This window comes from Brevibacterium daeguense (genome assembly GCF_021729135.1).
Taxonomy (GTDB): Bacteria; Actinomycetota; Actinomycetes; order Actinomycetales; family Brevibacteriaceae; genus Brevibacterium; species Brevibacterium daeguense.
The window spans coordinates 1-22327 of sequence record NZ_JAJTWW010000019.1; the positions used below are offsets into that span (position 1 = coordinate 1).

General features: G+C 70.8%; 20 protein-coding genes. 8 read left to right on the forward strand and 12 right to left on the reverse strand.

Translation table 11 applies throughout. From position 1 onward, the window contains the following. Positions 1-85 precede the first annotated feature (85 nt). Positions 86-1297 (forward strand): mannose-6-phosphate isomerase, class I, encoded by a 1212-nt coding sequence (gene manA, locus LXN01_RS13340; RefSeq protein WP_236865899.1) that lies wholly within the window; start codon positions 86-88, stop codon positions 1295-1297. A gap of 81 nt (positions 1298-1378) precedes the next feature. Here the strand turns inward: manA and LXN01_RS13345 are convergent, their stop codons facing one another. The 5 genes from LXN01_RS13345 to LXN01_RS13365 are packed head-to-tail and all read right to left on the reverse strand — an operon-like array spanning position 1379 to position 5558. Further along, on the reverse strand, positions 1379-2050 hold the full coding sequence (locus LXN01_RS13345; RefSeq protein WP_236865900.1) for a CoA transferase subunit B: 672 nt from the start codon (positions 2048-2050) through the stop codon (positions 1379-1381). Between the two features lies 1 nt (position 2051). After that, positions 2052-2822 (reverse strand): CoA transferase subunit A, encoded by a 771-nt coding sequence (locus LXN01_RS13350; RefSeq protein ID WP_236865901.1) that lies wholly within the window; start codon positions 2820-2822, stop codon positions 2052-2054. Continuing rightward, positions 2810-3631, reverse strand: coding sequence for a TIGR03089 family protein (locus tag LXN01_RS13355; protein ID WP_236865902.1), 822 nt, complete (start codon positions 3629-3631; stop codon positions 2810-2812). Before LXN01_RS13355 ends, LXN01_RS13350 begins: the two co-directional genes overlap by 13 nt. Continuing rightward, a complete protein-coding gene (gene cofE / locus LXN01_RS13360) occupies positions 3628-4818 on the reverse strand; it encodes a coenzyme F420-0:L-glutamate ligase (RefSeq protein WP_236865903.1) in 1191 nt (396 codons plus the stop codon). The genes LXN01_RS13355 and cofE overlap by 4 nt, the downstream gene beginning before the upstream one ends. Next, complete coding sequence (locus LXN01_RS13365; RefSeq protein ID WP_236865904.1) at positions 4767-5558, reverse strand: 2-phospho-L-lactate transferase CofD family protein; 792 nt, start codon at positions 5556-5558, stop codon at positions 4767-4769. Before LXN01_RS13365 ends, cofE begins: the two co-directional genes overlap by 52 nt. Positions 5559-5849: 291 nt before the next feature. On the opposite strand from LXN01_RS13365, the gene LXN01_RS13370 reads away from it, so the two are divergent. The 3 genes from LXN01_RS13370 to LXN01_RS13380 are packed head-to-tail and all read left to right on the forward strand — an operon-like array spanning position 5850 to position 10941. Further along, positions 5850-6296 carry a WhiB family transcriptional regulator gene (locus LXN01_RS13370; protein ID WP_336885274.1) on the forward strand — a complete coding sequence of 149 codons (447 nt, stop codon included), beginning with the start codon at positions 5850-5852 and terminating at the stop codon, positions 6294-6296. Continuing rightward, the gene (locus LXN01_RS13375; RefSeq protein ID WP_236865905.1) at positions 6293-9478 is read left to right on the forward strand and encodes a glycosyltransferase family 2 protein; all 3186 of its coding nucleotides are present in this window, start codon (positions 6293-6295) and stop codon (positions 9476-9478) included. The genes LXN01_RS13370 and LXN01_RS13375 overlap by 4 nt, the downstream gene beginning before the upstream one ends. Then, positions 9478-10941 carry a DUF5719 family protein gene (locus tag LXN01_RS13380; protein ID WP_236865906.1) on the forward strand — a complete coding sequence of 488 codons (1464 nt, stop codon included), beginning with the start codon at positions 9478-9480 and terminating at the stop codon, positions 10939-10941. The genes LXN01_RS13375 and LXN01_RS13380 overlap by 1 nt, the downstream gene beginning before the upstream one ends. A 136-nt stretch (positions 10942-11077) precedes the next feature. Here the strand turns inward: LXN01_RS13380 and LXN01_RS13385 are convergent, their stop codons facing one another. Further along, positions 11078-11464: a metallopeptidase family protein gene (locus LXN01_RS13385; protein ID WP_236865907.1), complete on the reverse strand. Its 387-nt coding sequence runs from the start codon at positions 11462-11464 to the stop codon at positions 11078-11080. Positions 11465-11492: 28 nt separating this feature from the next. Here LXN01_RS13385 and LXN01_RS13390 point away from each other — a divergent pair, with 28 nt between their 5' ends. The 3 genes from LXN01_RS13390 to ahcY are packed head-to-tail and all read left to right on the forward strand — an operon-like array spanning position 11493 to position 14810. Further along, on the forward strand, positions 11493-11828 hold the full coding sequence (locus LXN01_RS13390; RefSeq protein WP_236865908.1) for a DUF3499 domain-containing protein: 336 nt from the start codon (positions 11493-11495) through the stop codon (positions 11826-11828). A gap of 8 nt (positions 11829-11836) precedes the next feature. Continuing rightward, positions 11837-13306 (forward strand): phosphohexomutase domain-containing protein, encoded by a 1470-nt coding sequence (locus LXN01_RS13395; protein WP_236865909.1) that lies wholly within the window; start codon positions 11837-11839, stop codon positions 13304-13306. Next, entirely contained in the window at positions 13269-14810 is a 1542-nt protein-coding gene (gene ahcY, locus LXN01_RS13400; RefSeq protein WP_236865910.1) for an adenosylhomocysteinase, read from the forward strand. Before LXN01_RS13395 ends, ahcY begins: the two co-directional genes overlap by 38 nt. Positions 14811-14840: 30 nt before the next feature. On the opposite strand, the gene LXN01_RS13405 is transcribed toward ahcY, so the two are convergent. Further along, on the reverse strand, positions 14841-15659 hold the full coding sequence (locus LXN01_RS13405; protein WP_236865911.1) for an RDD family protein: 819 nt from the start codon (positions 15657-15659) through the stop codon (positions 14841-14843). A 67-nt stretch (positions 15660-15726) separates the two neighbouring features. On the opposite strand from LXN01_RS13405, the gene LXN01_RS13410 reads away from it, so the two are divergent. Next, positions 15727-16722 carry a stage II sporulation protein M gene (locus tag LXN01_RS13410; protein WP_236865912.1) on the forward strand — a complete coding sequence of 332 codons (996 nt, stop codon included), beginning with the start codon at positions 15727-15729 and terminating at the stop codon, positions 16720-16722. 62 nt (positions 16723-16784) lie between these two features. Here LXN01_RS13410 and LXN01_RS13415 read toward each other — a convergent pair whose 3' ends face one another. Genes LXN01_RS13415 through LXN01_RS16435 form a run of 5 tightly spaced genes read right to left on the reverse strand, consistent with a single transcriptional unit; the run spans position 16785 to position 22225 of the window. Beyond that, entirely contained in the window at positions 16785-18077 is a 1293-nt protein-coding gene (locus LXN01_RS13415; protein WP_236865913.1) for a DUF58 domain-containing protein, read from the reverse strand. Then, positions 18077-19288, reverse strand: a complete 1212-nt coding sequence (locus tag LXN01_RS13420) for an AAA family ATPase (protein ID WP_236865914.1) — start codon at positions 19286-19288, stop codon at positions 18077-18079. The genes LXN01_RS13415 and LXN01_RS13420 overlap by 1 nt, the downstream gene beginning before the upstream one ends. After that, positions 19285-20535, reverse strand: a complete 1251-nt coding sequence (locus LXN01_RS13425) for a DUF4350 domain-containing protein (protein ID WP_236865915.1) — start codon at positions 20533-20535, stop codon at positions 19285-19287. Before LXN01_RS13425 ends, LXN01_RS13420 begins: the two co-directional genes overlap by 4 nt. Continuing rightward, a complete protein-coding gene (locus LXN01_RS16430; RefSeq protein ID WP_236865916.1) occupies positions 20532-21155 on the reverse strand; it encodes a DUF4129 domain-containing protein in 624 nt (207 codons plus the stop codon). The genes LXN01_RS13425 and LXN01_RS16430 overlap by 4 nt, the downstream gene beginning before the upstream one ends. After that, complete coding sequence (locus LXN01_RS16435; RefSeq protein ID WP_236865917.1) at positions 21152-22225, reverse strand: hypothetical protein; 1074 nt, start codon at positions 22223-22225, stop codon at positions 21152-21154. The genes LXN01_RS16430 and LXN01_RS16435 overlap by 4 nt, the downstream gene beginning before the upstream one ends. Between the last annotated feature and the right edge of the window lie 102 nt (positions 22226-22327).

Here is a 22327-nt window from a genome sequence, read left to right on the forward strand (position 1 = left end):
CTAGGCTTGCGGTCGAGATCGAGACCTGGCCCTGGGCGCGGCGCCCGCCGACGGTCGAGACCGACAGAAGGATGGAACACTGACCATGCAGCTGCTGACCAATACGGTGCGCGACTACGCCTGGGGCAGCCCGACGGGCATCCCCGAGATCCTCGGGCGCGAGCCCGACGGAACTCCGGCGGCCGAGCTCTGGGTCGGCGCACATCACGGCGCCCCGTCGCAGATCGATGACACCGGCCTGGACGCGTGGATAGAGCAAGCCCCCGTCGACCGCCTCGGGCAGTCCTCCGTCGCCGCCTTCGGGGAGCGCCTGCCCTTCCTGCTCAAGATCCTGTCGGCGGAGACCGCGCTGTCCATCCAGGCTCACCCGACTCTTGAGCAGGCGCGAACGGGCTTCGAACAGGAGACCTCGACCGGAGTGCCGCTCGATGCGCCGCACCGGAATTACAAGGACGCCTGGCACAAGCCGGAGCTCATCCACGCCCTCAGCGACTTCTCCGCACTGTGCGGATTTCGTCCGATTCCGGCCGTGCTGGCCACGATCGCGCGGTTCGAGGTCGCTGCCGACGACGCGGACCGGGGGTTCCTGCGGGAGTGGCGCCGGACCCTGGAGCGGCCCGAGGAGTCCGAAGCGCTGCGCACCGCCACGAGTCTGGTCCTCGGCCGGGCGAGCGAATTCGGCCGACTGGCCGATCGCTTGGCGGCCCTCGAAATTCCCGAGGCGCCGGCCGACGATCCGTCACGGGTGGGCTCCGCAGTCGATCCGGTGGAGACGCTGCGCCAGGTGAACCGTGACTTCCCGAGCGACGCAGGAGCCCTCGTGGCTCTCATGCTCAACCGCATCAGCCTCCGGGCGGGGGAGTCGATGGCGCTCGACGCCGGAGTGCTGCACGCCTACCTGGGCGGCCTGGGCGTGGAGATCATGGCCTCGTCCGACAACGTCATGCGCGGCGGCCTGACGTCCAAGCACATCGACCTGGCCGAGCTCGACACCGTGGTGCGGTTCGAGAGCGCAGAGCCGCAGCTCGTCAGCGCGGACGATCGTGGGGTGCTGCGCGGTGTCACCGAGGACTTCGCGCTGCAGCGGATCGATGATGCCGCCGACGTGCCCGTGGCCCGCAGCGGCGCGGTCGTGCTGCTGTGCACCGCCGGCTCCTTCCGGGTGTCCTCGGGTTCCGAGACGCTCGAACTGCGCAGCGGGGACGCCGTCTTCATCGGCGCGGACGAACCCCAACCCGTCGTCACCGGATCCGGCGCACTGTTCGCCGCGACCACGGGACTGCCGCCCGAGGAGTGAGCCTCCCTGCTGACAGACTCAACGCCCCGCTTCCGGTGGGAAACGGGACGATGATCCGGGATCCGGTCCTTCTCGCAGTGGTCAGCCGACGTGGGCGGGAATGCGCATCTCCGGCACTTCTGCGGGCACTTCGAGGCTGCCTCCGGTCTTCTCGCGGATCTCGTCGATCTCGATGCCGGGGGCGCGCTCGACCAGGCGGAACCCATCGCCGGTGACGTCGAGGACTGCGAGGTTGGTGATGACCCGTTCGACGACTCCCTTGCCGGTCAGCGGCAGCTCGCAGGAGTCGAGCAGCTTGTGCGAGCCGTCCTTGGCGACGTGCTCCATCACGACGAGGACCCGCTTGGCGCCGTGGACGAGGTCCATCGCCCCGCCCATGCCCTTGACCATCTTGCCGGGGATCATCCAGTTGGCGATGTCGCCGTTGCCGGCCACCTGCATCGCCCCGAGGATCGCGACGTCGATCTTGCCGCCGCGGATCATGCCGAAGCTGGTCGCCGAGTCGAAGAAGCTGGCGCCGGGCAGCACCGTGACGGTCTCCTTGCCGGCGTTGATGAGGTCCGGGTCCAGCTCGTCCTCGGTGGGGTAGGGGCCGACGCCGAGCAGACCGTTCTCCGACTGCAGCACCAGGTGCACTCCGTCGGGCACGTAGTTCGGGACCAGGGTCGGCAGCCCGATGCCGAGGTTGACGTAGGCGCCGTCGCTGAGCTCGGCGGCGGCACGGGCCGCCATCTGGTTGCGTGTCAGTGTCATGTCAGGCCTCCCGCAGTGTGCGCTTCTCGATGGGCTTCTGAGCCGCCTGCTCCGGGGTCAGGGCGACGACGCGGTGGACGAACACACCGGGCAGGTGGACGTCGTCGGGAGCGATCTCGCCGGGCTCGACGAGCTTCTCGACCTCGGCGATGGTGATCTTCGCGGCCTGGGCCGCCGGGGGATTGAAGTTGCGGGCCGAGCGGTGGAAGACGAGATTGCCGTGCCGATCGCCCACCGCGGCGCGCACGAGCGCGAAGTCCGGGGCGAGCGCGTGCTCGAGGACGTACTCCTGCTCCTCGCCGAAGGTGTCGAGCACCTTCGTCTCCTTCGCCGGGGAGGTCTTGGTGACGTTGCCCTCGCTGTCGTAGCGCCAGGGGATGCCGCCGTCGGCCACCTGGGTGCCCGACCCGGTGATGGTGTAGAACGCGGGGATTCCGGCGCCACCGGCGCGCAGCTTCTCCGCGAGAGTGCCCTGGGGAGTGAGCTCCAGCTCGAGCTCGCCCTCGAGGTACTGGCGGGCGAATTCCTTGTTCTCGCCGACGTAGGAGGCGATCACCCTGCTGATCTGATGCGTTTCGAGCAGCTTCGCCAGGCCGAAGCCGTTGGCCCCGGCATTGTTCGAGATGACTTCCAGGTCGCCGGTGCCCTGGTCGCGCAGCGCTTCGATGAGGGTCTCGGGCACTCCGACGAGCCCGAATCCGCCCACCGCCAGCTGCGCGCCGGAGAAGACGTCGGCAACCGCTTCTGCGGCTGATGCAACTACTTTGTCCATGTGCCGATTGTGCCATGGACCACCTGCTCACCGTCCAACCTGCGCTGCAGCCGTGAGTCGTCGGCGATGTCGGTGAGGATCAGTGTGCCGCGGATGAGCACGTTCAGCAGCTCGGACCATTCGTCGGCGCTGCGGGGAAGCCCCGCCAGGAGCGCCGTCCCGCTGGTGTCTGCTGTCCGGGAGTCGGGACCGGGTGCGCTCTCACCGGCCGACGCGCTGCCGGTGGCGCCGCCGGCACCGGCGACCCGCGCCCCCGCTCCTGCCTCAGCTTCCGGAACCGGGATGCGATGTGCTTCCCCGGACACATCCACGAGATCGAGGTGCGTGGGCGCACCGAGGGCTGTGACGTCCGGGTAGGCGCGGACTGCGGAGTTGTAATCGATGCAGCCGGCTGGCGCCTCGGCGCTCAGGGCGAGGGCACCGGTGGCGTAGACCAGCACCTCGGCGGCGGAGTCGTCGACCGGCGGGGGCGAGGCCGGTGCCCGGGAGTCGTCGAGGTGTTCGGGCCGCATCGCCACCCACTCGTCCTCCGGCGGTTCGCCGTGCGGGTCGAGGAGCGACACCTGCGCGCCCAGCGACCAGGCAGCCAGCATCGCTGCCAGCACCCGCCAGTGGAGATGCGGTGGGCTCGGGCACACCACGCCGAATCCCACCTGCGGCCCGACCCCGAGCTCGCCGAGCAGGCCTGCGGTCTTGTAGACCCAGTTGGCGCTCACGCGGCCGGTGAGCTCGAGCCGCTCGCCGCTCTCGGCGAGGAAGACCAGGGCCGGGTCCGGCCGAGCAGACAGCTGGGCGATGAGATCTCTCATGCATCCTCCATGACGAGTTCGATGGTGAGTTCGGCCCCGGACGGGGCGCCGTTCGATGACCAGGTGTAGCGGACGCGTGCGCCGAGCTCCTCGGCGAACAGGGCCGAATGCAGCCGATCGACCAGCGCCCCCAGGCCGATCGCCGCCTCCACGAGGCGATGACCGCCGGCCTCGGAGCTGCGGCCGGACCCGCTGGGGGAGATGAGGATCCGCGAGCCGGCTCCGGTGACCCGCATCCGCCAGTGGTCCTGCCCGGGAGTGCGAGCTCGGGTTCCCCGCGCCGCCGCCAGCGCGCGCGAGACCCGCGTCAGCATGTCGTCATCGCCGTCGGCAGACGCCGGGGGAGCGGCGGGTTCCGAGCCCAGTGCGGCGTGCACGGCCTCGACGTGCCCGTGGCGGAACCAGTCCTCGGCTTCGTCCCGATTGAGCTCGCCGGCTCCGGGATGGTCGGAGTCGAGCAGGTCGCCGAGTCCGCGCACCACTGCGACCGGCAGGCCGCGCGCCGCGCCCTTGACGAGATCTGCGGCAGCGGCGATCTCGTCGGCCACGGCACGCTCGGTGACCTGCTGGGTCCGCCCGGAGTCATCGGGGCGGCCGCGCTGGGAGTCCAGTCCGCGCACCCCCGAGGCGCCGAGAGCGAAGTCGACCACTCCGCGTCGCCAGGGGCGGGACGTGGTGTCGGAGACGATGACTCCGAGCCGGACGCCGAAATATCGCTCCAGTCCGGAGCGGAGCTGGGCAGCGGCCGCATCGGGATCACTCGGATGCAGCACCACCGCGCCGTCCGCATTCGATCGGTCGAGCCCGGCAGCCGCCTGCACCGTCCCGGCGCTCGTGCGGACGATCGCGACCGTGGCGGGGCCCTGCGCGGAGGAGAAGCTGCGCGCGGCGATCACACCGTGGGAATGCTGCGCGACGAGGTCCTCGAACTGCGCACGGTCGCCGACCTGCGCCAGCCGGCCCTCGGCCTTGGCGACCACCTTCGAGGCGACCACGAGGATGTCGCCGTCCTTGATCTCCACCCGGTCGCGGTCGATCGCGCTGCAGATCAGGGCAGCGAGCTCACCGCCGGGCGCGACTGCGCCGATCCCGGCCACTGCGTAGACGGTCAGCAGCCTGCTGGGGGAGAGTCCCATCACCGGTCCCAGACGGTCCGCGTCGCGGTCGAGGTCGGCAGGTCGGAGCATGCCTCGGCGATCGTGCCGGTGACCTCGCGGCCGCCGAGGCGCCTGCGCAGCTCGTCGGGGAGGAACTCGGCTCCCAGCGTGAGCAGGCGGGCGCGGGTGCCGGTGAGCGCGTCGATCACTCCTGGCAGCTGGAGCATCGGAACGGTGTCGTAGGCGGCGAACTCATCGGCGCGGACGAGCACCACATCCGCTTGGCGGATGGCCTTGAGGACGCCCGGGGCCGCCTTGGCACCTTCGAAACCGCTGCGGACGACGCGCTGGACCGCCGGCGAGGGATCGGCGCGGTAGCGGCGGGCCGGCCAGGCTTCCTCGTGATCGTCCTGCTTCACCACCACGAGGGTCTCCACGGAGTCATCGGAAGCCGGCAGCAGCGTGAACGACGGGGTGTAGCGGGTGGCCATCGCCTGGACGACCTGCGACAGCGGATAGCCCAGCCCGAGCAGCCGGGTGCGCAGCACAGCTGCGGCCAGCGAGGCCTCCGTCATGCGGAACCACTCCGCGTCGACGTGGTAGGCGGCCAGCTCCTGCACCGCGCCCCCCGGCACAGCAGTGCCGGGCGGGAGCAGGCAGGCGTCGAGATCCGGAGTGAAGCGCAGCCCATGGACGGTGACATCGGTGAAGGTCGATGCGATCACGGTGGCCTGGGACCGGGGCAGCGACGCGGCGAAGTCGACGACGTCGGCGAGCACGCCGGTGGAGGTGTCCGTCAGAGGGAGAGCGGTGATCTTCATGGTTCCCATGATCCCAGGAAATCTCCTGTGATTCGTACGACTTCCGGATCCAGTGCTGAATCAACCGGGAAAAATCTCGGGAGGCACAGATTGTGGTCACCGGGCGCTCCGTCCACCAAATGTAGTGGTCGAGCAGTGGGCGCCTGGGAACGCGCGTTCGAATACTGAGACGAGGGGGCGCGGTCATACCAGGTCGAGGGTTGACTAAAGTCGAATGACACGCGTGTAATTTTCATAGGGGGAAGTCGGAGCGACGCCGGGAACACGGTGTCGACCCCGACGAAGAAAGGGGAGGAACTCGTGTCAGAAGCGCGGAAGTACGCCGAGGAGTGGCGAACATCACAACAGCCTGGAGTGATCTCCCGGACTGCCGAAGACTGGTTCGTGGACCCGACCCGACCGGAACCGTCCTTCGTGCCGGATCCGCTGTCGCTGGATCCGACGAGCCTGCAGCCTGTGCCGACTGCAGAAGAATCATATGCCGCAGTCTCGCCGTTGTCACTGCTCCTCAGCGGTGCCGGAGAGGGAGTGTTGGGATGGCAGGACCAGGCGCTGTGCGCCCAGACCGATCCGGAGGCGTTCTTCCCGGAGAAGGGCGGGTCCACCCGTGAGGCCAAGAGGGTCTGCGCCTCCTGCGATGTGCGTGCTCAGTGCCTTGAGTACGCGCTGGAGAACGACGAGCGGTTCGGCATCTGGGGCGGACTGTCCGAGCGTGAGCGCCGCCGGCTGAAGAAGCGGGTTGTGTGAGCTTTGCCGTCACAGCAGTCGTCGACATCGACGACTGCCCTGCCGAGCCCAGCCGGCTGCTCGCGCTGCGCGAGCGCTTCGCCGACCTCACCACAGTCGTGCTCGCCTCAGCGGCCGGTTCGCCGGGTGACGCGGCGGGTTCGGCGAATTCCGTCCTGCAGCCCGGTGTGCTCCACGTTGCGGACTCCGAGGTGGCACAGCTTCCTTCCGTGGCCGGCGCCCAATTCGTATGGTTCCTCCCCGCAGGTGCAGTGCCGGACCCCGAATCCCTCCCCGCGCTCATCGAAGCACTCACCACCGCGGAGTCCCTCGGCGCGGCCGGCCCCAAGCTGCTTGCCGGCGCCGAGGGCGACAGGCGCAGTCTGGTCTCAGCCGGCGTCACCACCACCCCCCAGGGGCTGCGGGTCAATCCGGTCGCCCCCGGGGAGGTCGACCAGGGGCAGTACGACAGACGGCAGGACACCCTCGCTGTCGATGTGCCCGGCATGCTCGTCCGCGCAGAGCTGGTGTCGTCTATCGGCGTCCCCTCCCGAGTTCTGTCGAGCGCTTATCGAGGCATCGAGTACAGCCGCCGCGTGCGCGGAGCCGGATATCGCGTGGGCCTGGTGCCCCAGGCGAGCGTGCGCCTGCCCGCCGCTGCCGCCGCGGGCTATCGGTCTTCCGCCCGGCCGCTGACCGGTCAGCAGGCGCTGCGCGAGGAGCACCGCTACCGACTGGCGGTGACGCCTCGCAGTCGCGTCTCGTGGACGGTGCTCAAGCTGTTCGCCGCCGCGCTGCTGGCCGGTCTCGGCAGACTGCTGGCCAACGACCCCAGCCGTGCGCTGTGGTGCCTGCGCAGCGCATTCGCCCTGCCTGCCGACGTGCGCGCCACCTCGAAGCTGCGTCGCTCCCGGTCCGGGCACGACGGCTCGGCGCAGCTGTTCGCCGGCCGGCGTGAGCTCGAGATCATCCGCCGGGAGCTGCGGGGGAACCCGGCGACCGAACAGCCGGACGAGGACGCCGGCGGCGCCCGTCGAGACGTGGCGCTCAACACCTCCGGCGAGGTCGCGGGCTTCTCCGGGATCGACACGCGCAGCCGCCGCAGCCTGCTCTTCCACCCGCTGACGGCCGTGCTGTTCGTGACCCTGCTCGGCTCCGGACTGCTCTTCCATTCGCTCATCGGCCCCGGTGCCGTCGGCGGCGGTGCACTGCCGCGCTTCGATGTCGCCTATCCAGCGCTCATCGAGCGCATCCTGGTGCCCGTCTCCGAGCTGGGGCTCGGCAGTGTGACGGTGGCAGACCCGGTGCTCAGCGTTTTCGCGGTGCTCGGGCTGCTGTTCCTCGGAGACCTCGACCTCATGATCCGGGTCCTGTGGTTCGCGGCACTGCCGCTGGCGGCGCTCGTCATGTACCTGTGCGCCGGCCGGATCGCGCCACCGTCCGGAGTCCGCGGCCTGCTCGCTCTCGTGTGGGCCTGCTCCCCGGCATTCCTCTTCTCCCTGATCGAGGGTCGCTACGGCACGGTGCTGGCCTGGATCTGCGCCCCAGCCGCCTGCTGGGCGCTCGAGCGGGCTGTTCGACTGCGCCGCTCCACCGCCGCCGCTGGAGCAGGACTGGCACTGGCAGTGATGCTGGCCGGCAGTCCCGTCCTCGTGGTGCCGGTGCTGGGGGGACTCATCGTCCTGCTGGCAGTGCTGCGGCGATCCGGGCTCGTGTGGACCATCCTGCCGTCGCTCGCGCTGCTGGCTCCGTGGCTGCTGGCGGCGGTCGATCACCTCGACGTCTTCCTCACCAATCCCGGCCGGGTGTTCGACTACGCGACGCCCGCGAGCTTCGAGCTCGCATTCGGCTACCCCGCGCAGCCGCAGTCGGCGCTGCTCGCAGCCCTGCTTCCCGACGCTGCGGTGCCGTGGGTGCTGTTGGCGATCATGCTGCCTCTCCTGTTCGCCGGAGTGCTCGCCCTGACCCGGATCCAGAACTCCCTGGCTCTGCTCGCGGCCTCCACCGTGCTCTACGGCACGGGACTGGCGGGCGGGGTCCTGCAGGCCGCGTTCGGGTCCGGACTCACCGCGGACGGCCTCGTCGCCTCGTTCACCGGCGACTCCCTGCTGATCATGGGTCTCGGCGCCGTCGGATTCGTCGCGTCGGCTCTGTGGCCGACGGACTATGACCGGGCCTCCCGGCTGCGCGCGCTGTCGGTGCGCCTGCTGGTGCCGGCAACCGCGCTCATCGTCCTCACCCTGTTCGTCGGGCAGTCGCTGCTGGCCGGAATCGCCCTCCAGCGGTCGACGTCCTCGGTGCTGCCCGCCTTCGCCGCCGAGCGCAGCGCCGGTCCCCTCGGTCAGCGCACCCTGGTGCTGCAGGAGCGGGGCGGGCAGCTCTACGGCACGCTCGCCTCGGCGTCCTCCGGCACCGTGGTGCAGACCGCGACCCTGCACGAAGCGGCCGCCGTCGACGGCGGATTGCTCGAGCGCCGACCCGTGGCACTCGACGAGGCCGATACGGCGCTGGCGATCACGATCGGCCGACTCACCGCCGGCGACGGCGCCGACGCCCGCGACGGGCTGAGGTCCATCGGCGTCGGATTCGTCGTCGTCACCCCCGATTCCGGAGAGTCGCTCACCAGGCTGGTCTCCGTCTCCCCGGGGCTGACCCGGCTGGGCGACACCGACCTGGGCCACCTGTGGCAGGTGGTCTCGGAGACGGCCCCGATCTCCTACGCCTCGGTCGTCGCCGATGACGGAGCGGTCGAGGCGGTCGAGGTCCGTGACGGGACCGCGCAGATCCCGCCCGGAGACTCCGAGCGGCGGCTGGTGCTGGCGGAGCGGGCGGGGCTCACCCGGGCCGCGATCGACGGCACGGAGCTGCCGGTTCTCGATGGGGACTGGCAGGCCGCCTTCGCAGTGCCTGCCGACGGCGGTGAGCTGCGCCTGACCGGCACGCGCCCCGCTCATGCGGCGACGGTGCTCGTCGGGTGGGCTGTCGTCCTCGTGGCCGTGCTCGTCGCGATCCCGTTCGGCGCGGCTGCGCAGACGAATGGTCGGGCAGGCGGCGGCAGTCGTGCGAGCGATCGTGCGCCCGTCCTCGGCTCCCGGGGGAGTGGTCGGGCAACCGCCGACGGCCCTCCTGCGGGCGATCGTGAACCCGTCCGAGACACTGTGAGCGCCCGCTCCGGTGCTCGCAGTGGAGATGGAGACAGCTGATGGCGCTGAATCGACGCAATGGGCGATCGCTGGTGACCTTCGCGGGCTTCGCGGTGCCCGGCCTGCTGATCGCGACCACCGGCTTCCTCACGCCGTTGGCGAGCGGCTCGATCAATCGGGGAGCGGAGCAGATCCGCCTGCCCGCCTCCGACACTGTCTCCTGGTGTCCCGGTCCGCTCGACGTCGCCGGTCAGGCGGCCGGCACCGACGAGGAGTTCACGACGTCGCCGGTCCCGCCGACCACCGTCCAATCGGCCTCCGTGCAGACCTCCGCCCCCGACGGCAGCCGCGCGGCCGCAGGCGTGAGATCGCAGGCACTGGGCGGGCAGGAGAACTTCACCGTGGGGTCGTCAGGCGGGTTCGCCTCCGGTGACGACTCCGTCACCGAGCCGACACTCGTCATCGGTCAGGCGGAGTCGGAGCATCCGGCGCTCGTCTCGGCCGGGCAGACGGTGCAGGCCTCGGAGGGCGACTTCGCCGGGCTGGCTGCGCTCAGCTGCGTGCGGCCGCGCACGCAGGTCGACTTCACCGCGGGGGACACCTCGACGGGGGTCGACTCCCGGCTGCTGATCGCCAACCCGTCCCAGGCGCCCATCACCGTCGCGATCTCCCTGACCGGCGAGATGGGGCCGATCACCCCGGCCGGTGACGACACCCTGAGCCTGCAGCCCGGCGAGCAGCGATCCGTCGTGCTCGGCGCTCTCGCCCCTGAGCAGACGGTGCTCGGCGTCCGAGCGGAGGCGACAGGCGGGCTGATGGCGGCGGTGCTGCAGCAGACCCGGCTCGACGGACTGACCCCGCGCGGGATCGAGTACGAGGCGCCCGCCCGCGCCGCTGCGGAGACTGCCGAGGTGCCGCTGGCCGTCGACGGGCGCGGCGTGGTGCGCGTGACCAACACCGGTGACGCCGCGACGACTGCCACCATCGAGTACATCGGCACCGAGGGTCCAGTGGAGATCGAACGCGACTCCGCGGCCGTCCCGGCTCACGCCACGGCGCAGATCGAGCTCGGCGAGGTGCCCGCCGGTGTCGTCCGCATCACCGCGGCGGCTCCCGTCGTCGCCGGCGCCGAGGTCGAACGCGATATCGGTGACAGCGGCAGTGAGTTCGCCCTCATGCCCGCGGTCGAGCCATTGGGCGCCGGTCAGCTGCTCGCGCTGCCGCGGGGCCCGGAGGCCACGCTGATGTTCGGCCCCGCAGCAGGAGAGGTGTCGCTGGCCGGTGTCCGGGAGGACGGCACCGTCACCGACGCGCGCGCTCTCGGTCTGGCGAGGGATCGCAGCTCGGCCGTCCGTCCGGACGAGCTGTTCGGCGAAGCCGTCGTCGGCGTCGTCCTCGATTCGCCCGGCGGCACCGCCGTGCACGCCGCCGCAGCGGCTGCCACCGAGACCGGGCTGAGCGGACTCGTGATCCCCGCCGCCCCGACCGGGATCGGCTACCGGGACATCCGGCTCCACAACTGACCGGGTTGACACCGCACGAGCGCGGCCGACCGGGTTCCGACGCGCGCCGGGGGATCAACGGCCGGCCGGGTTCCGGCAGCGGCGGGGGCCGATCGAAGTGCCGGGCAGCCGGTCAGCGCGTGGGCCGTTCAGCCGGTCAGCGCGGCCACAGCTCCTCGGGGTCGCGCCCGCACAGCAGCCCCGCCTGCTCGCTGATGACTTCGCCGAGCAGCTCCAGCAGCTCCGAGCGCGAACTGCAGCGCGAGACGATCGGCATCCGATGCAGCACGATCGTCGCCGGCCGCTCGGGGGTGGCGGGGAAGACGCGCCCGAGTTCGATTCCGTCAGCTGCCAGCGGGGCGATGTCGAAGGCCAGGACCACCTCGTCGAGCTCACCGGCCGCGCGCCTGCGGATGCGATCGAGGATGCCGGCAGCCAGCCTGGAGAAGCGCTGCGTACGCGTGGAGGCAGCCGGGACCGAGGCGCGGAAGAGTTCGGAGCGCATCCCGCGGCCATGCCGGTCGCGAGCCGTGGAGCGGGACATGAAGCCGATTGTATTAGACTCGGGTGCTGTGTCCGGTGTGAGATTGTGTTCCAAGGTCAAGTGCGGCAGCAGCGCGACTTGGACTCTGACGTATGTGCATGCCGACGCCTGTGTCGTGATCGGCCCCCTGGCGATGCGCTCCGAGCCCGGGGCCCACGACCTGTGCTCGTTCCACGCCGAGCGCCTGACGGCCCCGCAGGGCTGGGAGCTCATCCGACTGGGCGGTGGAGATGCCGCCCCGGAGCGCAGCCGCGATGATCTGCTGGCGATCGCCGACGCGGTGCGCGAGGCCGCCAAGCCGAGGCCTTCGCCGAGCGATCGCCCGCACGGCCATCTGCGGGTGGTGGGGGACCCCGACGAGTGACGGACCGGGTGAACCGCTTCCGCCGAGTGCTCAAGGCCTACGACTTCCGCGGGCGGATCGGCGCTGACCTCGACGAGGACCTGATCTTCGCGATCGGATTCGGTACCGCCCGAGCGATGGCGGAGCTCCACGGAGCGCAGCGGCTGCTGATCGGCTCCGATATGCGACCCGACTCCCCGCGCTTCGCGGCGCTGCTGGCCGCGGGCGTGAGCGCAGCCGGAGGCGATCCCGTGGTGGTCGGACTGTGCTCGACGGATCAGCTGTACTTCGCCTCCGGTCTCTGGGACCTGCCGGGCCTCATGGTGACCGCCAGTCACAATCCCGCCGACTGGAACGGGATCAAGGTGTGCGGCCCGCGCGCCGGGGGAATCGGCCGCGACTCCGGCCTCGGACTGATCCGCCACCATGCTCTGTCCGCTCCCGAGGCGCCCCGCGCAGTGGCCGACCGGCTGCCGGAGCCGGACGGTGCTGCGTCCGCTGAGCTGACGGCGGAGTACTCGAGGACGGTGCGCCGTCTCACCGGAGTCGCACGCGTCACCCGGCCCCTGCGCGTCGTCGTCGACTGCGGCAACGGCATGGCCGGCAAACTCCTGTCCGAGGTCTTCGGCACGGCAGCCGGACTGCCCCCGGTGCCGTTCGAGGTGCACGGGCTCTACACCGAGCTCGACGGCACCTTCCCCAACCACCCCGCCAATCCGCTCGACCCGGCCAACCTCCTCGACGTGCGGCGGGAAGTGCTCGCACGCGGCGCCGATCTCGGGCTGGCCTTCGACGGCGACGCCGATCGCTGCTTCTTCATCGACGAGACCGGCCGCGCCGCCTCGGCCTCGGCCGTCGGAGCCCTGGTGGCGCAGCGGGAGATCGGCCGCGCGCGCCAGCAGGGCGAGGACCGACCGGTCGTGCTGCACAACCTCATCACCTCGCGGGCGGTGCCCGAGGCGGTGCGCGCCGCGGGAGGCCGCCCGGTCCGGACCCCGGTCGGCCATTCGGGGATCAAGCGCCTGATGGCCGAGCACTCCGCGGTCTTCGCCTGCGAGCACTCCGCGCACTTCTACTTCCGCGACTTCTTCGGTGCCGACACCGGGATGCTCGCCGCGTGCCACGTCATCGCCGCGCTCGCGGAGACCGACGCGTCGCTCGGCTCCCTGCTCGCCGGATTCGATCCCTACAGCGCCTCCGGAGAGATCAACTCCGCGGTCGCGGATCCGGACCGAGCGCTCGACCGGTTCCGCTCGGCGGCCGAATCCGGGCTTCTCGGCGCGGGGACGGTCGACGACCTCGACGGGGTGATGTTCAACGGCGAGGACTTCTGGTGCAATGTCCGCAAGTCGAACACCGAGCCGCTGGTCCGGCTCAACTGCGAGACGGGCTCCCCCGAGGGCACTCGCAGGCTCAGCGAGAAGGTGCTGGCGATCGTGCGGGCGGAGGACGCGGCGGAGGATGCGGCGGAAGGTCGCGCCGCAGAGCCTCGCGGCTAGACTGGACCACGTTCGTCGAACCCCGAACTTCTCGAAACGCAAAGGATTCTCTGTGCTCGAATACCGCATTGCCGACATCAGCCTCGCGGAAGCGGGGCGCCATCAGATCCGCCTGGCGGAGCGTGAGATGCCCGGCCTCATGGCCCTGCGCGAGGAATACGCCGACCAGCAGCCGCTCAAGGGAGCGCGGATCGCCGGTTCGCTGCATATGACCGTGCAGACCGCAGTCCTCATCGAGACGCTGGTCGATCTCGGGGCCGATGTCCGGTGGGCCTCCTGCAACATCTTCTCCACGCAGGACGAAGCCGCGGCGGCCGTGGTCGTCGGCACGGGCACCGTCGAAGAGCCGGCCGGCGTCCCGGTGTTCGCATGGAAGGGTGAGACCCTCGAAGAGTACTGGTGGTGCACCGATCAGATCTTCCGGTTCCCGGAGGGCGCGAACCTCATCCTCGACGATGGCGGGGACGCCACCATGCTCGTCGTCGACGGCGCCGTCGCCGAGGCCGCCGGGGGAGTGCCCGAGCCGGGCGAGGACGCACCCGAGGAGGCCAAGGTCTTCGCTGCTCGCCTGCGCGAATCGCTCGCGGAGGATCCGCAGCGTCTGACCCGCATCCGCGACGGGCTGCTCGGCGTCAGCGAGGAGACCACGACCGGTGTGAATCGGCTGTACCGCCTCGCCGAGGTCGGTCAGCTGCCGTTCCCCGCGATCAATGTCAACGACGCCGTCACCAAGTCGAAGTTCGATAACCGCTACGGCATCCGCCATTCCCTGCCCGACGGGCTCAACCGCGCGACGGACGTCCTGATCGGCGGCAAGGTCGCCATCGTCGTCGGCTACGGGGATGTCGGCAAGGGCGCCGCCGAGGCGCTCCGCGGGCAGGGAGCACGGGTCCAGATCGTCGAGATCGACCCCATCTGCGCCCTGCAGGCCGCGATGGACGGCTACGAGGTCGTCCACCTGGACGAGGCGATCGGCGCCGCCGACTTCGTGATCACCACGACCGGCAACACCAGGGTCGTCAGCACCGAGCAGCTCGCGCGCCTCAAGCCGGGAGCGATCGTCGGCAACGTCGGCCACTTCGACGACGAGATCGATCTGGCCGGGCTGGCCAAGCAGCCCGGAGTCGAGGTCGTGGAGATCAAGCCCCAGGTGCACGAGTGGACTGTGCCGGTGCCTGCTGACCTCGGCCTGGACCGGGAGACCACGTCATTCATCGCGCTGTCGGAGGGCCGTCTGCTCAACCTCGGCAATGCGACCGGACACCCGTCATTCGTGATGAGCGCGTCGTTCACCAACCAGGTGATGGCCCAGCTGGAGCTGTTCGCGCGGCACGACGCCTACCCGCCGGGCGTGCACCGGCTGGCCAAGGAGCTCGACGAGAAGGTCGCCCGGCTTCACCTGCCTGCCCTCGGCGCGAAGCTCACCGAGCTGACCAAGGAGCAGGCGGAGTACATCGGAGTGGACGTCGCCGGACCCTACAAGGCCGACCACTACCGGTACTGATCCTGCGGCGGCCGGCCGTGCGGCCTGCGCTCAGAGTCGCAGGCCGTGCGGCAGGGCGCCCACGCGGGAGCGGAACTGAGCCGTGGTGCGCGCTGCCCGCGCTATCCGGCGAGAGTGCTCCCAGCGCAGGTGACCGACGATGGCTGCGAGGAAGTCCTCGGGGTGGGTGCCTTCCGGCGGCGCGGGTGCGACGTAGGGGTTGACCTCCTCGGCCAGCTCGATGGCGCGCTCCAGCCGCGACTCCGGTGCCCGCTGACTCGCCGTGGTGAGGAATTGAACGATTCGGTAGTGCAGACCGCTCGGCAGCGCCGACACATCGGCGCGGCTGATCCACGGCACCAGATGCCGGGGGACCCCGATGGACGCCGGCCGGGGAATCGCCGCCCGCTCGTTGACTGCGAGGGTGCCCGCCAGATAGTCGCCGAGCCGCTTGCTCTGCGGCGACAGCAGTCCGACGAACGCGGCGACGCCGCCGCCGGTCGCCAGCACCTCGAACTGCCACAGGAGGGCCCGCAGGAAGGCGTGCCGGAAGGCGATCGCGCCCCCGTCCTCCCGGACGATGCGCAGCCCGCACACGAGCTTGCCCAGTGAACGACCGCGAGTGAGCACTTCGATCGTGCAGGGCACCAGCACGAGGGTCAGGACGGTGAGCAGGATAAGCGCCGCCCGGGCGAGCAGAATGTCGATGAAGTTCAGCCGGTAGAGCGCCCACGCGGCTGCGATGAAGATGCCGACGTACCCCGTGACGTAGACGATGGCGTCGATCGCGCAGGAGACGGCGCGGGCGGCCAGAGAGGCGGCTCGGATGTCGAGGACGACCGCTTCCCCGGTGACGATGCTGGTGCTCACGGGACCATCGTGGCACACCCGGCGGCCGGTGCCGCGCAACGCGGCGCCTCGACTACGCTGGGATGCTATGGACCCGGCACTGCTCGCCGAGCTCCACGGACCGGCGTGGGACCGGCTGTCGAAGCTCGCGAAACGCAATTCGCTCAGCGCAGCTGAAGCCGAGGAGTTCCTCTGGCTCTACCGCTCCGCGTCCAAGGACCTCTCCCGGATCCGGACGGTGGCCCCCGACTCCGAGGTGTCGGTGCGGCTGTCGAACATCGTCCACCGCTCCCGGATGCAGCTGACGGGAGTCCCGCAGGGGTTCCATCAGTCGATCGTGCAGTTCTTCACGGTCTCGCTGCCGGCCGCGCTCTACTCCACCCGCTGGATGTTCCTGGCGGTATTCGTCTTCTTCGTCGGCCTCAGCGTCGCCACGACGGTCTGGGCCCACAGCGATCCGCAGGTGCTCGGCGCCTTCGGCACTCCCCAGATGCGCCGGCAGCTGGCCGAGGAGGACTTCGTCGACTACTACTTCGAACATCCCAACGGCTTCTTCGCCGTCGGGGTGTGGGCGAACAACGCCTGGATCGCGGTGCAGTGGGTGGCGCTCGGCATCACCGGGATCTATGTGATCTACGGCCTCATCGTCAACGCCGTCAACGTCGGCCTGTCCGGTGCCATCATGTTCGAGTTCGACCAGGGCGCCGACTTCTTCAGATACATCCTCCCGCACGGCATCCCCGAGATCACCTGCATCCTGATCGCGGCTGCGGCCGGGCTGAAGATCTTCACCGCCTGGGTGGTGCCGGGGCCGCTGCCCCGGCGCGCGGCGCTGGCGCGGGCCGCCCGTTCGCTCATCACGGTTGCGCTCGGCCTGGTCCTCTTCCTCTTCCTGTCCGGCCTCGTCGAAGGGTTCATCACGCCGTCATCGCTTCCCGACGTGATCCGGATCGGCACCGGCGTCCTGCTCACCGCGGCGATCTTCGCCTATGCCATCGCCCTCGGCAGACCTGCATTGGCCGCCGGTGACAGCGGCGATCTCGCAGCCGACCGCGCGGGCTTCCAGATCGTCGCCGCCGACTGAGCGGGTTCGGATCGGGGGACGAGCATGGGACCCCGCGACCGACGGCCGTGGTCAGGACAGGCTCACAGCCGCCCGGTGGCCTTGAGAGCGATGTAGAGATCTGCGAGGCGGGGCGCCAGCTCATCGGGTTCCTCATGGACCGAGCGGATTCCCATCTCGGACAGGGCGTGGATGAGCGAGCGGGTCTCCAGCAGCTCCCGCTCGGCCGCCGCGGCGCGATAGGCCTGTGCGGGGCTGAACACGTCCTGGCTCATGTCCGCCAGTTCCGGATCCGCGACGGAGGCAATCGCGATCGTGTGGCGTGCGCGCAGCGCCGGCAGCGCCGGCAGCATGTCCTCCGCGATCGTCGCCGGGTCGAGTGCGGTGATGAAGACGACGAAGGCATGCTGCGCCGAGATGCGCATGACCGCCGAGGTGATCGCGTTCCAATCGGCGTCGATGAGCTCGGGTTCGACCTCGGTGAGGACGGTGGACACCTTGCTCAGTGGATCATGAGCGGTAATCGGTCCCGCGGACGTGCGGACCCGGGCGTCGGCGACGAGCAGGTCGACCCGGTCCCCGCCCCCGGCGGCCAGCGCACTGAGGAGCATTCCCGCCTCGAGCGCCGCGTCGAACACCGTGCCGGCGCCGCTGCGCCGAGCCGCCAGCCGAGAGGAGTCGATGACGATGACGACCCGGCGATCCCGCTCCGGCCGCCAGGTCCTGACGGTGAGCTGCCGGGCGCGGGCGGTGGCGCGCCAGTCGATGGACCGGACGTCGTCGCCTCGGACGTACTCGCGCAGCGAATCGAACTCGGTGCCCATGCCCCGGATCATGGTCGCGGTGCGGCCGTCGAGCTCGCGCAGCTTGGCGAGCTTGGACGGCAGGTGACGCCGGGACAGGAACGGCGGCATCACCCGGATCGCGGCGGGTACAGCGAAGCTGCGCTGCCGGTTGAGGATTCCCAGCCACGAGGACGAGCGCAGCGTGAGCCTGTCCGCGGGCAGCACTCCGCGGCGCCGGGGCACCAGCCGCAGCACTCGCTCCTCCCGCTCGCCCGCGCGCAGGCGGGTGCGGAACCGGACGTCCTCGGCGCCGGCGCTCGGCACCCAGGCATCGCGCACCAGCAGCCGCTGGGTGCGTCCGCCCTCGTTGACGAGCGTGAGCGTGCTCGTGGTCTCCTCGCCGAGGCGCACCTGTCGTCCCGGCGTGCGCTGGGCCGCGATCGCGGCCGGGTTCGGCGTGAGGAGCCAGTCGAGCGCGGAGATCAGGAGCACCCCGGCGATCACCAGGCCGGCGGCGTGCCAGCCGGGAACCAGCATGACCGGCACCGCGGCGAGAGCCACCAGTGCCGCGAACCGCCAGGTGGGCGCCATCAGCGGGGGACTCGGGTGGTCTCGATGATGGAGCTGAGGACCTGGTCGACGGTGATCCCGTCCATCTGCGCCTCGGGCCGCAGCAGCACCCGGTGGCGGAAGGTCATCGGGATCAGCGACTTGATGTCGTCCGGGGTGGCGTAGGCCCGCCCTGCCAGCCACGCCCGGGCCTGGCCCGCGGCCAGCAGCCGGGTGGCCCCGCGCGGCGAGATCCCCAGCGACAGGGAGGGGGCCAGCCGAGTCGCCTGCACGAGATCGACGATGTACTCGACCACCTCGGGCGCGACATGCACGGTCCCGGCGCGCTCGGCGGCCTGCAGAAGCGTGGGAATGTCTGCGACGGCCTGGACCTCGCGGAGGTCGTGCGGGTCGAATCCGGCCGCGTGGCGGGTGAGGATCTCCATCTCGGTGTCGCGAGGCGGCAGCTCGAGGACGAGCTTGAACAGGAACCGGTCGAGCTGCGCCTCGGGCAGGGGGTACGTTCCCTCGTACTCGATCGGGTTCTGGGTGGCAGCCACGAGGAACGGCGCCGGGAGCGGACGGGTGGTGCCGTCGACGGTCACCTGGCGCTCCTCCATCGCCTCGAGCAGAGCCGACTGGGTCTTCGGCGGGGTGCGGTTGATCTCGTCGGCGATCAGCAGATTGGTGAACACCGGGCCCTCGCGGAACTCGAAGTCCCCGGACCGGGTGTCGTAGATCATCGAGCCGGTGACATCCCCGGGCATCAGGTCCGGCGTGAATTGGACGCGCGCCGACTGGAGCTCGAGTGCGTGTGCCAGGGTGCGCACCAGGAGCGTCTTCGCCACCCCGGGCACGCCCTCGAGCAGCACGTGACCGTGGCACAGCAGGGCCAGCAGGATCCCCTCGACAGCGTGCTGCTGGCCGACGACGACCTTGCCGACCTCGAAGCGCACCGCTGCGATGCGCTCTCGCAGCTCGTGGTCGAGCGGGGAGAGACGGTGGCGCTCGGCGAGCCGGGCCTCCAGGGTGGGCGGAGCGAACTGCGTGTGATCTGTGCCCGCAGCCTGCCCTTGCGCGAACCCGCCGGGCGCGGGCGGAGCGGGGGCGAAGCCGGGCATCGGCGGCTGGCCCTGCGGGATGTGCACCTGTCCCTGCGGGATGTTCGGCGGTGCCTGTCCGAAGGGCACCGGCAGCTGTCCGTCCGGGGACGGCTGCTGCTCCTGCGCGCCCGAGGCGGGGAACTGGCTCATGGGTGGGAGACCTCGCTTTCGATGTTCGAGATTTCGGTCGCGATGTCGACGAGCTGCCTGTCGGACGTCGGGACGGCTTCGATGAATGCCCGATGCACCTGCGCCCGGTCATGTCCGGTGTGCGCGGCCACGGCATCGCAGATGTCGGCGGCTCGGGCCGACGGCGGCAGGCCGAGGCGCCGGGCCAGCCGCAGCAGTGCCGCCGTGCGCAGGGAGTGGAGCGCCTGTTCGCGGGCGCCGGACCGCTGCAGGATCCCCGCCCGGCCGATCACGGTCTCCACCGGCGGGACGATGACCGGCAGGCGCTCGACGGCCAGCGGTCCCAGCCGGCGGCCGCGCCACAGCATGAGCGCCGCCAGCAGCGGGATGAGCCACAGGAAGGCGACACCGAACCAGGTCGGGACCAGGGCGAGGGGATTCGCCGGCCGGCCGTCCTGCTGGGCCCAGGGCTGGTCGGAGGCCTGCGGGTAGTAGTAGACGACGCGCTCATGCCCGCCCAGCGCACCGAGTGCGAGTGCGGCGTTCCCCTGCTCATCCAGGCCGGCGTTCGACAGCCAGTGCGGATCGGCCAGAACCGTGATGTCGTGGCCGGGCAGCTGCTCGCGGGCCACCGCGCCGTAGCCGGCCTGATCCCAAGGGTGGTGATAGCAGATCGTCACACGGCCCTCGCTCAGGCCGGTGCTCGCGTAGCGGTTCGCTGTCCCGGAGACGGCTCCGGCGCGGCGGGCCGGCTCCCATTCGCAGTCGGGCGGCATCGGCTCGGCGGAGTTCTGGGCGTCGGTCACCTGAGTCGCGGTCGTGATGCCATCGGTGTAGCCGTCGACGTAGAGACCCGGTGAGACGAGCACGAGGGAGTTCTCCCCGTCGGCTGCCGCCTGCGCGAACTCGCTCTGCGTGCTCGGCTCCAGATTGCCCGAGGGGTCGTGGATGAGGACGGTGGTGCCGGGTTCCGCGGCCAGGGTCTGCGCCTCGGTGAGGGATTCCGTGGTGGTGACCTCGACGCCGTGGTCGCGCAGCACCTCGACGATGGCGCGGCCGCCATCGGGAGCGGACGAGTCCCAGTGGAGGGGCCGGGAGTCGGCGCTGCCTGCCGAGAGCAGGAACCCGACGATCGTCACCAGCAGCAGCGCAACCGCCGCCACCACCCACACGGTCGCGGATCTCGCACCGGTCCTGAGGACGCGCAGACGTCCCGGACCCGCGGCTCGCGCGGTTCCGCGCACCGCCACGTCGATTCCGGCGCTCACGCTGTCACCGACCCGTGAAGCTGGTCGTCGAGCCTCTCGATCCGGCGGTAGGCGGCCTCGTCGGCGCTGCCCTCCCCGAAGGTCACGGCATCGAACACCGCGCCGGCGTCCAGCAGGGGGACCGCATGATCGGGCCGCGCGGCAGCGGCGGCGCGGGAGAGCTCCGAGGCGGTGCTGGCGGCTCCGATGTCGATGTCTCCCGACCGGGCGAGCGCGGCGAGGAGCGCGCGCACTCCTTCCTGCACCGCAAGGTTCCAGTCGCGGGCGGCGGCGGCGCGGCGGGCGCGCGCACGCAGCTCGTCGGGATCGAGTCGGGCGTCGGCCACCCGCACGTCGTGGCGGGGGACGCGCAGGCTGCCGCCGGAGCCGCGCCCCACCCGCCAGGCGATCAGGACCACCAGGGCGATGACGAGGGCGATCACACCGAACAGCAGCCAGGGCGACCGGATGTCACCGGCTGCGCCGAACAGGTCGCTCAGCAGGTCGCCGAAGGCGCGCCCGAGGCGCTCGAGCAGGGTGAGATCGGATTCCCGGTAGACCGGGTCGGCGAGCTCGTCCTCGGCCCACTGGCGGGCCTCGTCCCGGCCCGGGGCGAGCACCGGGTCCTCCGCTGTGCTCACCGGGCGGCCCTCCGCTCGGCCTCGCGCAGGAGGATGAGGTCGTAGCCTTCGGTGCGCATCAGCCGGTCGAAGTAGACCACGGAGACGAGGCCTGCCAGGTACGCGAACAGGGCGGCGGTCGCTGCGAGCGTGACGAAGACCGTGACCAGGGCCACGAGCGTGAGCGCGATCGCGCCGAAGGCGGTCACCGACGCGGTGCTCAGCATCGTCAGCGACACGATGATCAGGGCGACGTAGACGATGATGATGATCGGGGTGATGACGATCGACACGAGCTGGTTGGACAGCGCATAGCCGAGCACCAGCTGCCCGGCGGTGCGCCAGAAGCCGTGGCGAGTCAGGCGCCAAGAGCGGCGGAAGGCCTGACCGACAGTCGCCTGCTCGTGGCTGATGACGCAGCCGACGAACGCGGTCCTGATGCCGAAGTACACGGTGAACGCCAGCCAGCCGAAGACGCCGAGCAGGAGCACGATGGCGCTGCCGGTTCCCGACCCCAGGCCTGCCAGCAGCAGCGCCGGTGCCGAGAGCGCGATCAGGGCGCCCAGATGGAGGGCGAACAGCAGCACGGTGGTGAGCACGAGGCGGAGGCGGACACCGCGCAGGGCGGCCCAGCCCTGCTTGAGCGTCATGCGCTCCGAATCGAAGGCGGCGCGGGTGCCGACGGCGGTGACCCCGGCCAGCAGGTGGACCAGCGACAGCGCGGTCAGGGAGGCCACGAGTGCGCCGACCTGGGTGATCACGGCGAACCCGGCGGTCGCATCGGGGTCGGCGAACACCTCGGCGAGGAGGCCCGCGGATGCCCACACGACGGCCGATCCCAAGGCGGCGAGCGCGAGCGCCCACAGCGTGAATACGATCAGTGCGAGGCCGACGGTCAGCGCCGGCGCGAACCGGAGGAGGCGGAATCCGCCGTCGAGTCCCTCGAAGAAGCGCTGCGGACGACGGGCCAGCACACCGGGCTCCGGAGCCGGCCTCCACAGCGATCGGATCGGCTCCGGATCACGGAGCTCGTGGCGACCGGTCCGCCAGTTCATCCGCGCGTCCCATGCGGCGCCTCGGGCTTCGAACACGCGACACCACCTCGGAACCGGTCGGGACTGACAGCCCAATCATGCCAGGCAGTCCGGAGTCTGTCGCGACTGACGTGAGCTCGGGCCACCGGGTTCGAGCGC

Excerpts from the sequence above, each read along its gene's own strand:
- manA (WP_236865899.1), top strand. The coding sequence starts at position 86 with ATGCAGCTGCTGACCAATACGGTGCGCGACTACGCCTGGGGCAGCCCG.
- LXN01_RS13345 (WP_236865900.1), bottom strand. The coding sequence starts at position 2,050 with ATGACACTGACACGCAACCAGATGGCGGCCCGTGCCGCCGCCGAGCTC.
- LXN01_RS13350 (WP_236865901.1), bottom strand. The coding sequence starts at position 2,822 with ATGGACAAAGTAGTTGCATCAGCCGCAGAAGCGGTTGCCGACGTCTTC.
- LXN01_RS13355 (WP_236865902.1), bottom strand. The coding sequence starts at position 3,631 with ATGAGAGATCTCATCGCCCAGCTGTCTGCTCGGCCGGACCCGGCCCTG.
- cofE (WP_236865903.1), bottom strand. The coding sequence starts at position 4,818 with ATGCTCCGACCTGCCGACCTCGACCGCGACGCGGACCGTCTGGGACCG.
- LXN01_RS13365 (WP_236865904.1), bottom strand. The coding sequence starts at position 5,558 with ATGGGAACCATGAAGATCACCGCTCTCCCTCTGACGGACACCTCCACC.
- LXN01_RS13380 (WP_236865906.1), top strand. The coding sequence starts at position 9,478 with ATGGCGCTGAATCGACGCAATGGGCGATCGCTGGTGACCTTCGCGGGC.
- LXN01_RS13385 (WP_236865907.1), bottom strand. The coding sequence starts at position 11,464 with ATGTCCCGCTCCACGGCTCGCGACCGGCATGGCCGCGGGATGCGCTCC.
- ahcY (WP_236865910.1), top strand. The coding sequence starts at position 13,269 with ATGCGGCGGAAGGTCGCGCCGCAGAGCCTCGCGGCTAGACTGGACCAC.
- LXN01_RS13410 (WP_236865912.1), top strand. The coding sequence starts at position 15,727 with ATGGACCCGGCACTGCTCGCCGAGCTCCACGGACCGGCGTGGGACCGG.
- LXN01_RS13415 (WP_236865913.1), bottom strand. The coding sequence starts at position 18,077 with ATGGCGCCCACCTGGCGGTTCGCGGCACTGGTGGCTCTCGCCGCGGTG.
- LXN01_RS13420 (WP_236865914.1), bottom strand. The coding sequence starts at position 19,288 with ATGAGCCAGTTCCCCGCCTCGGGCGCGCAGGAGCAGCAGCCGTCCCCG.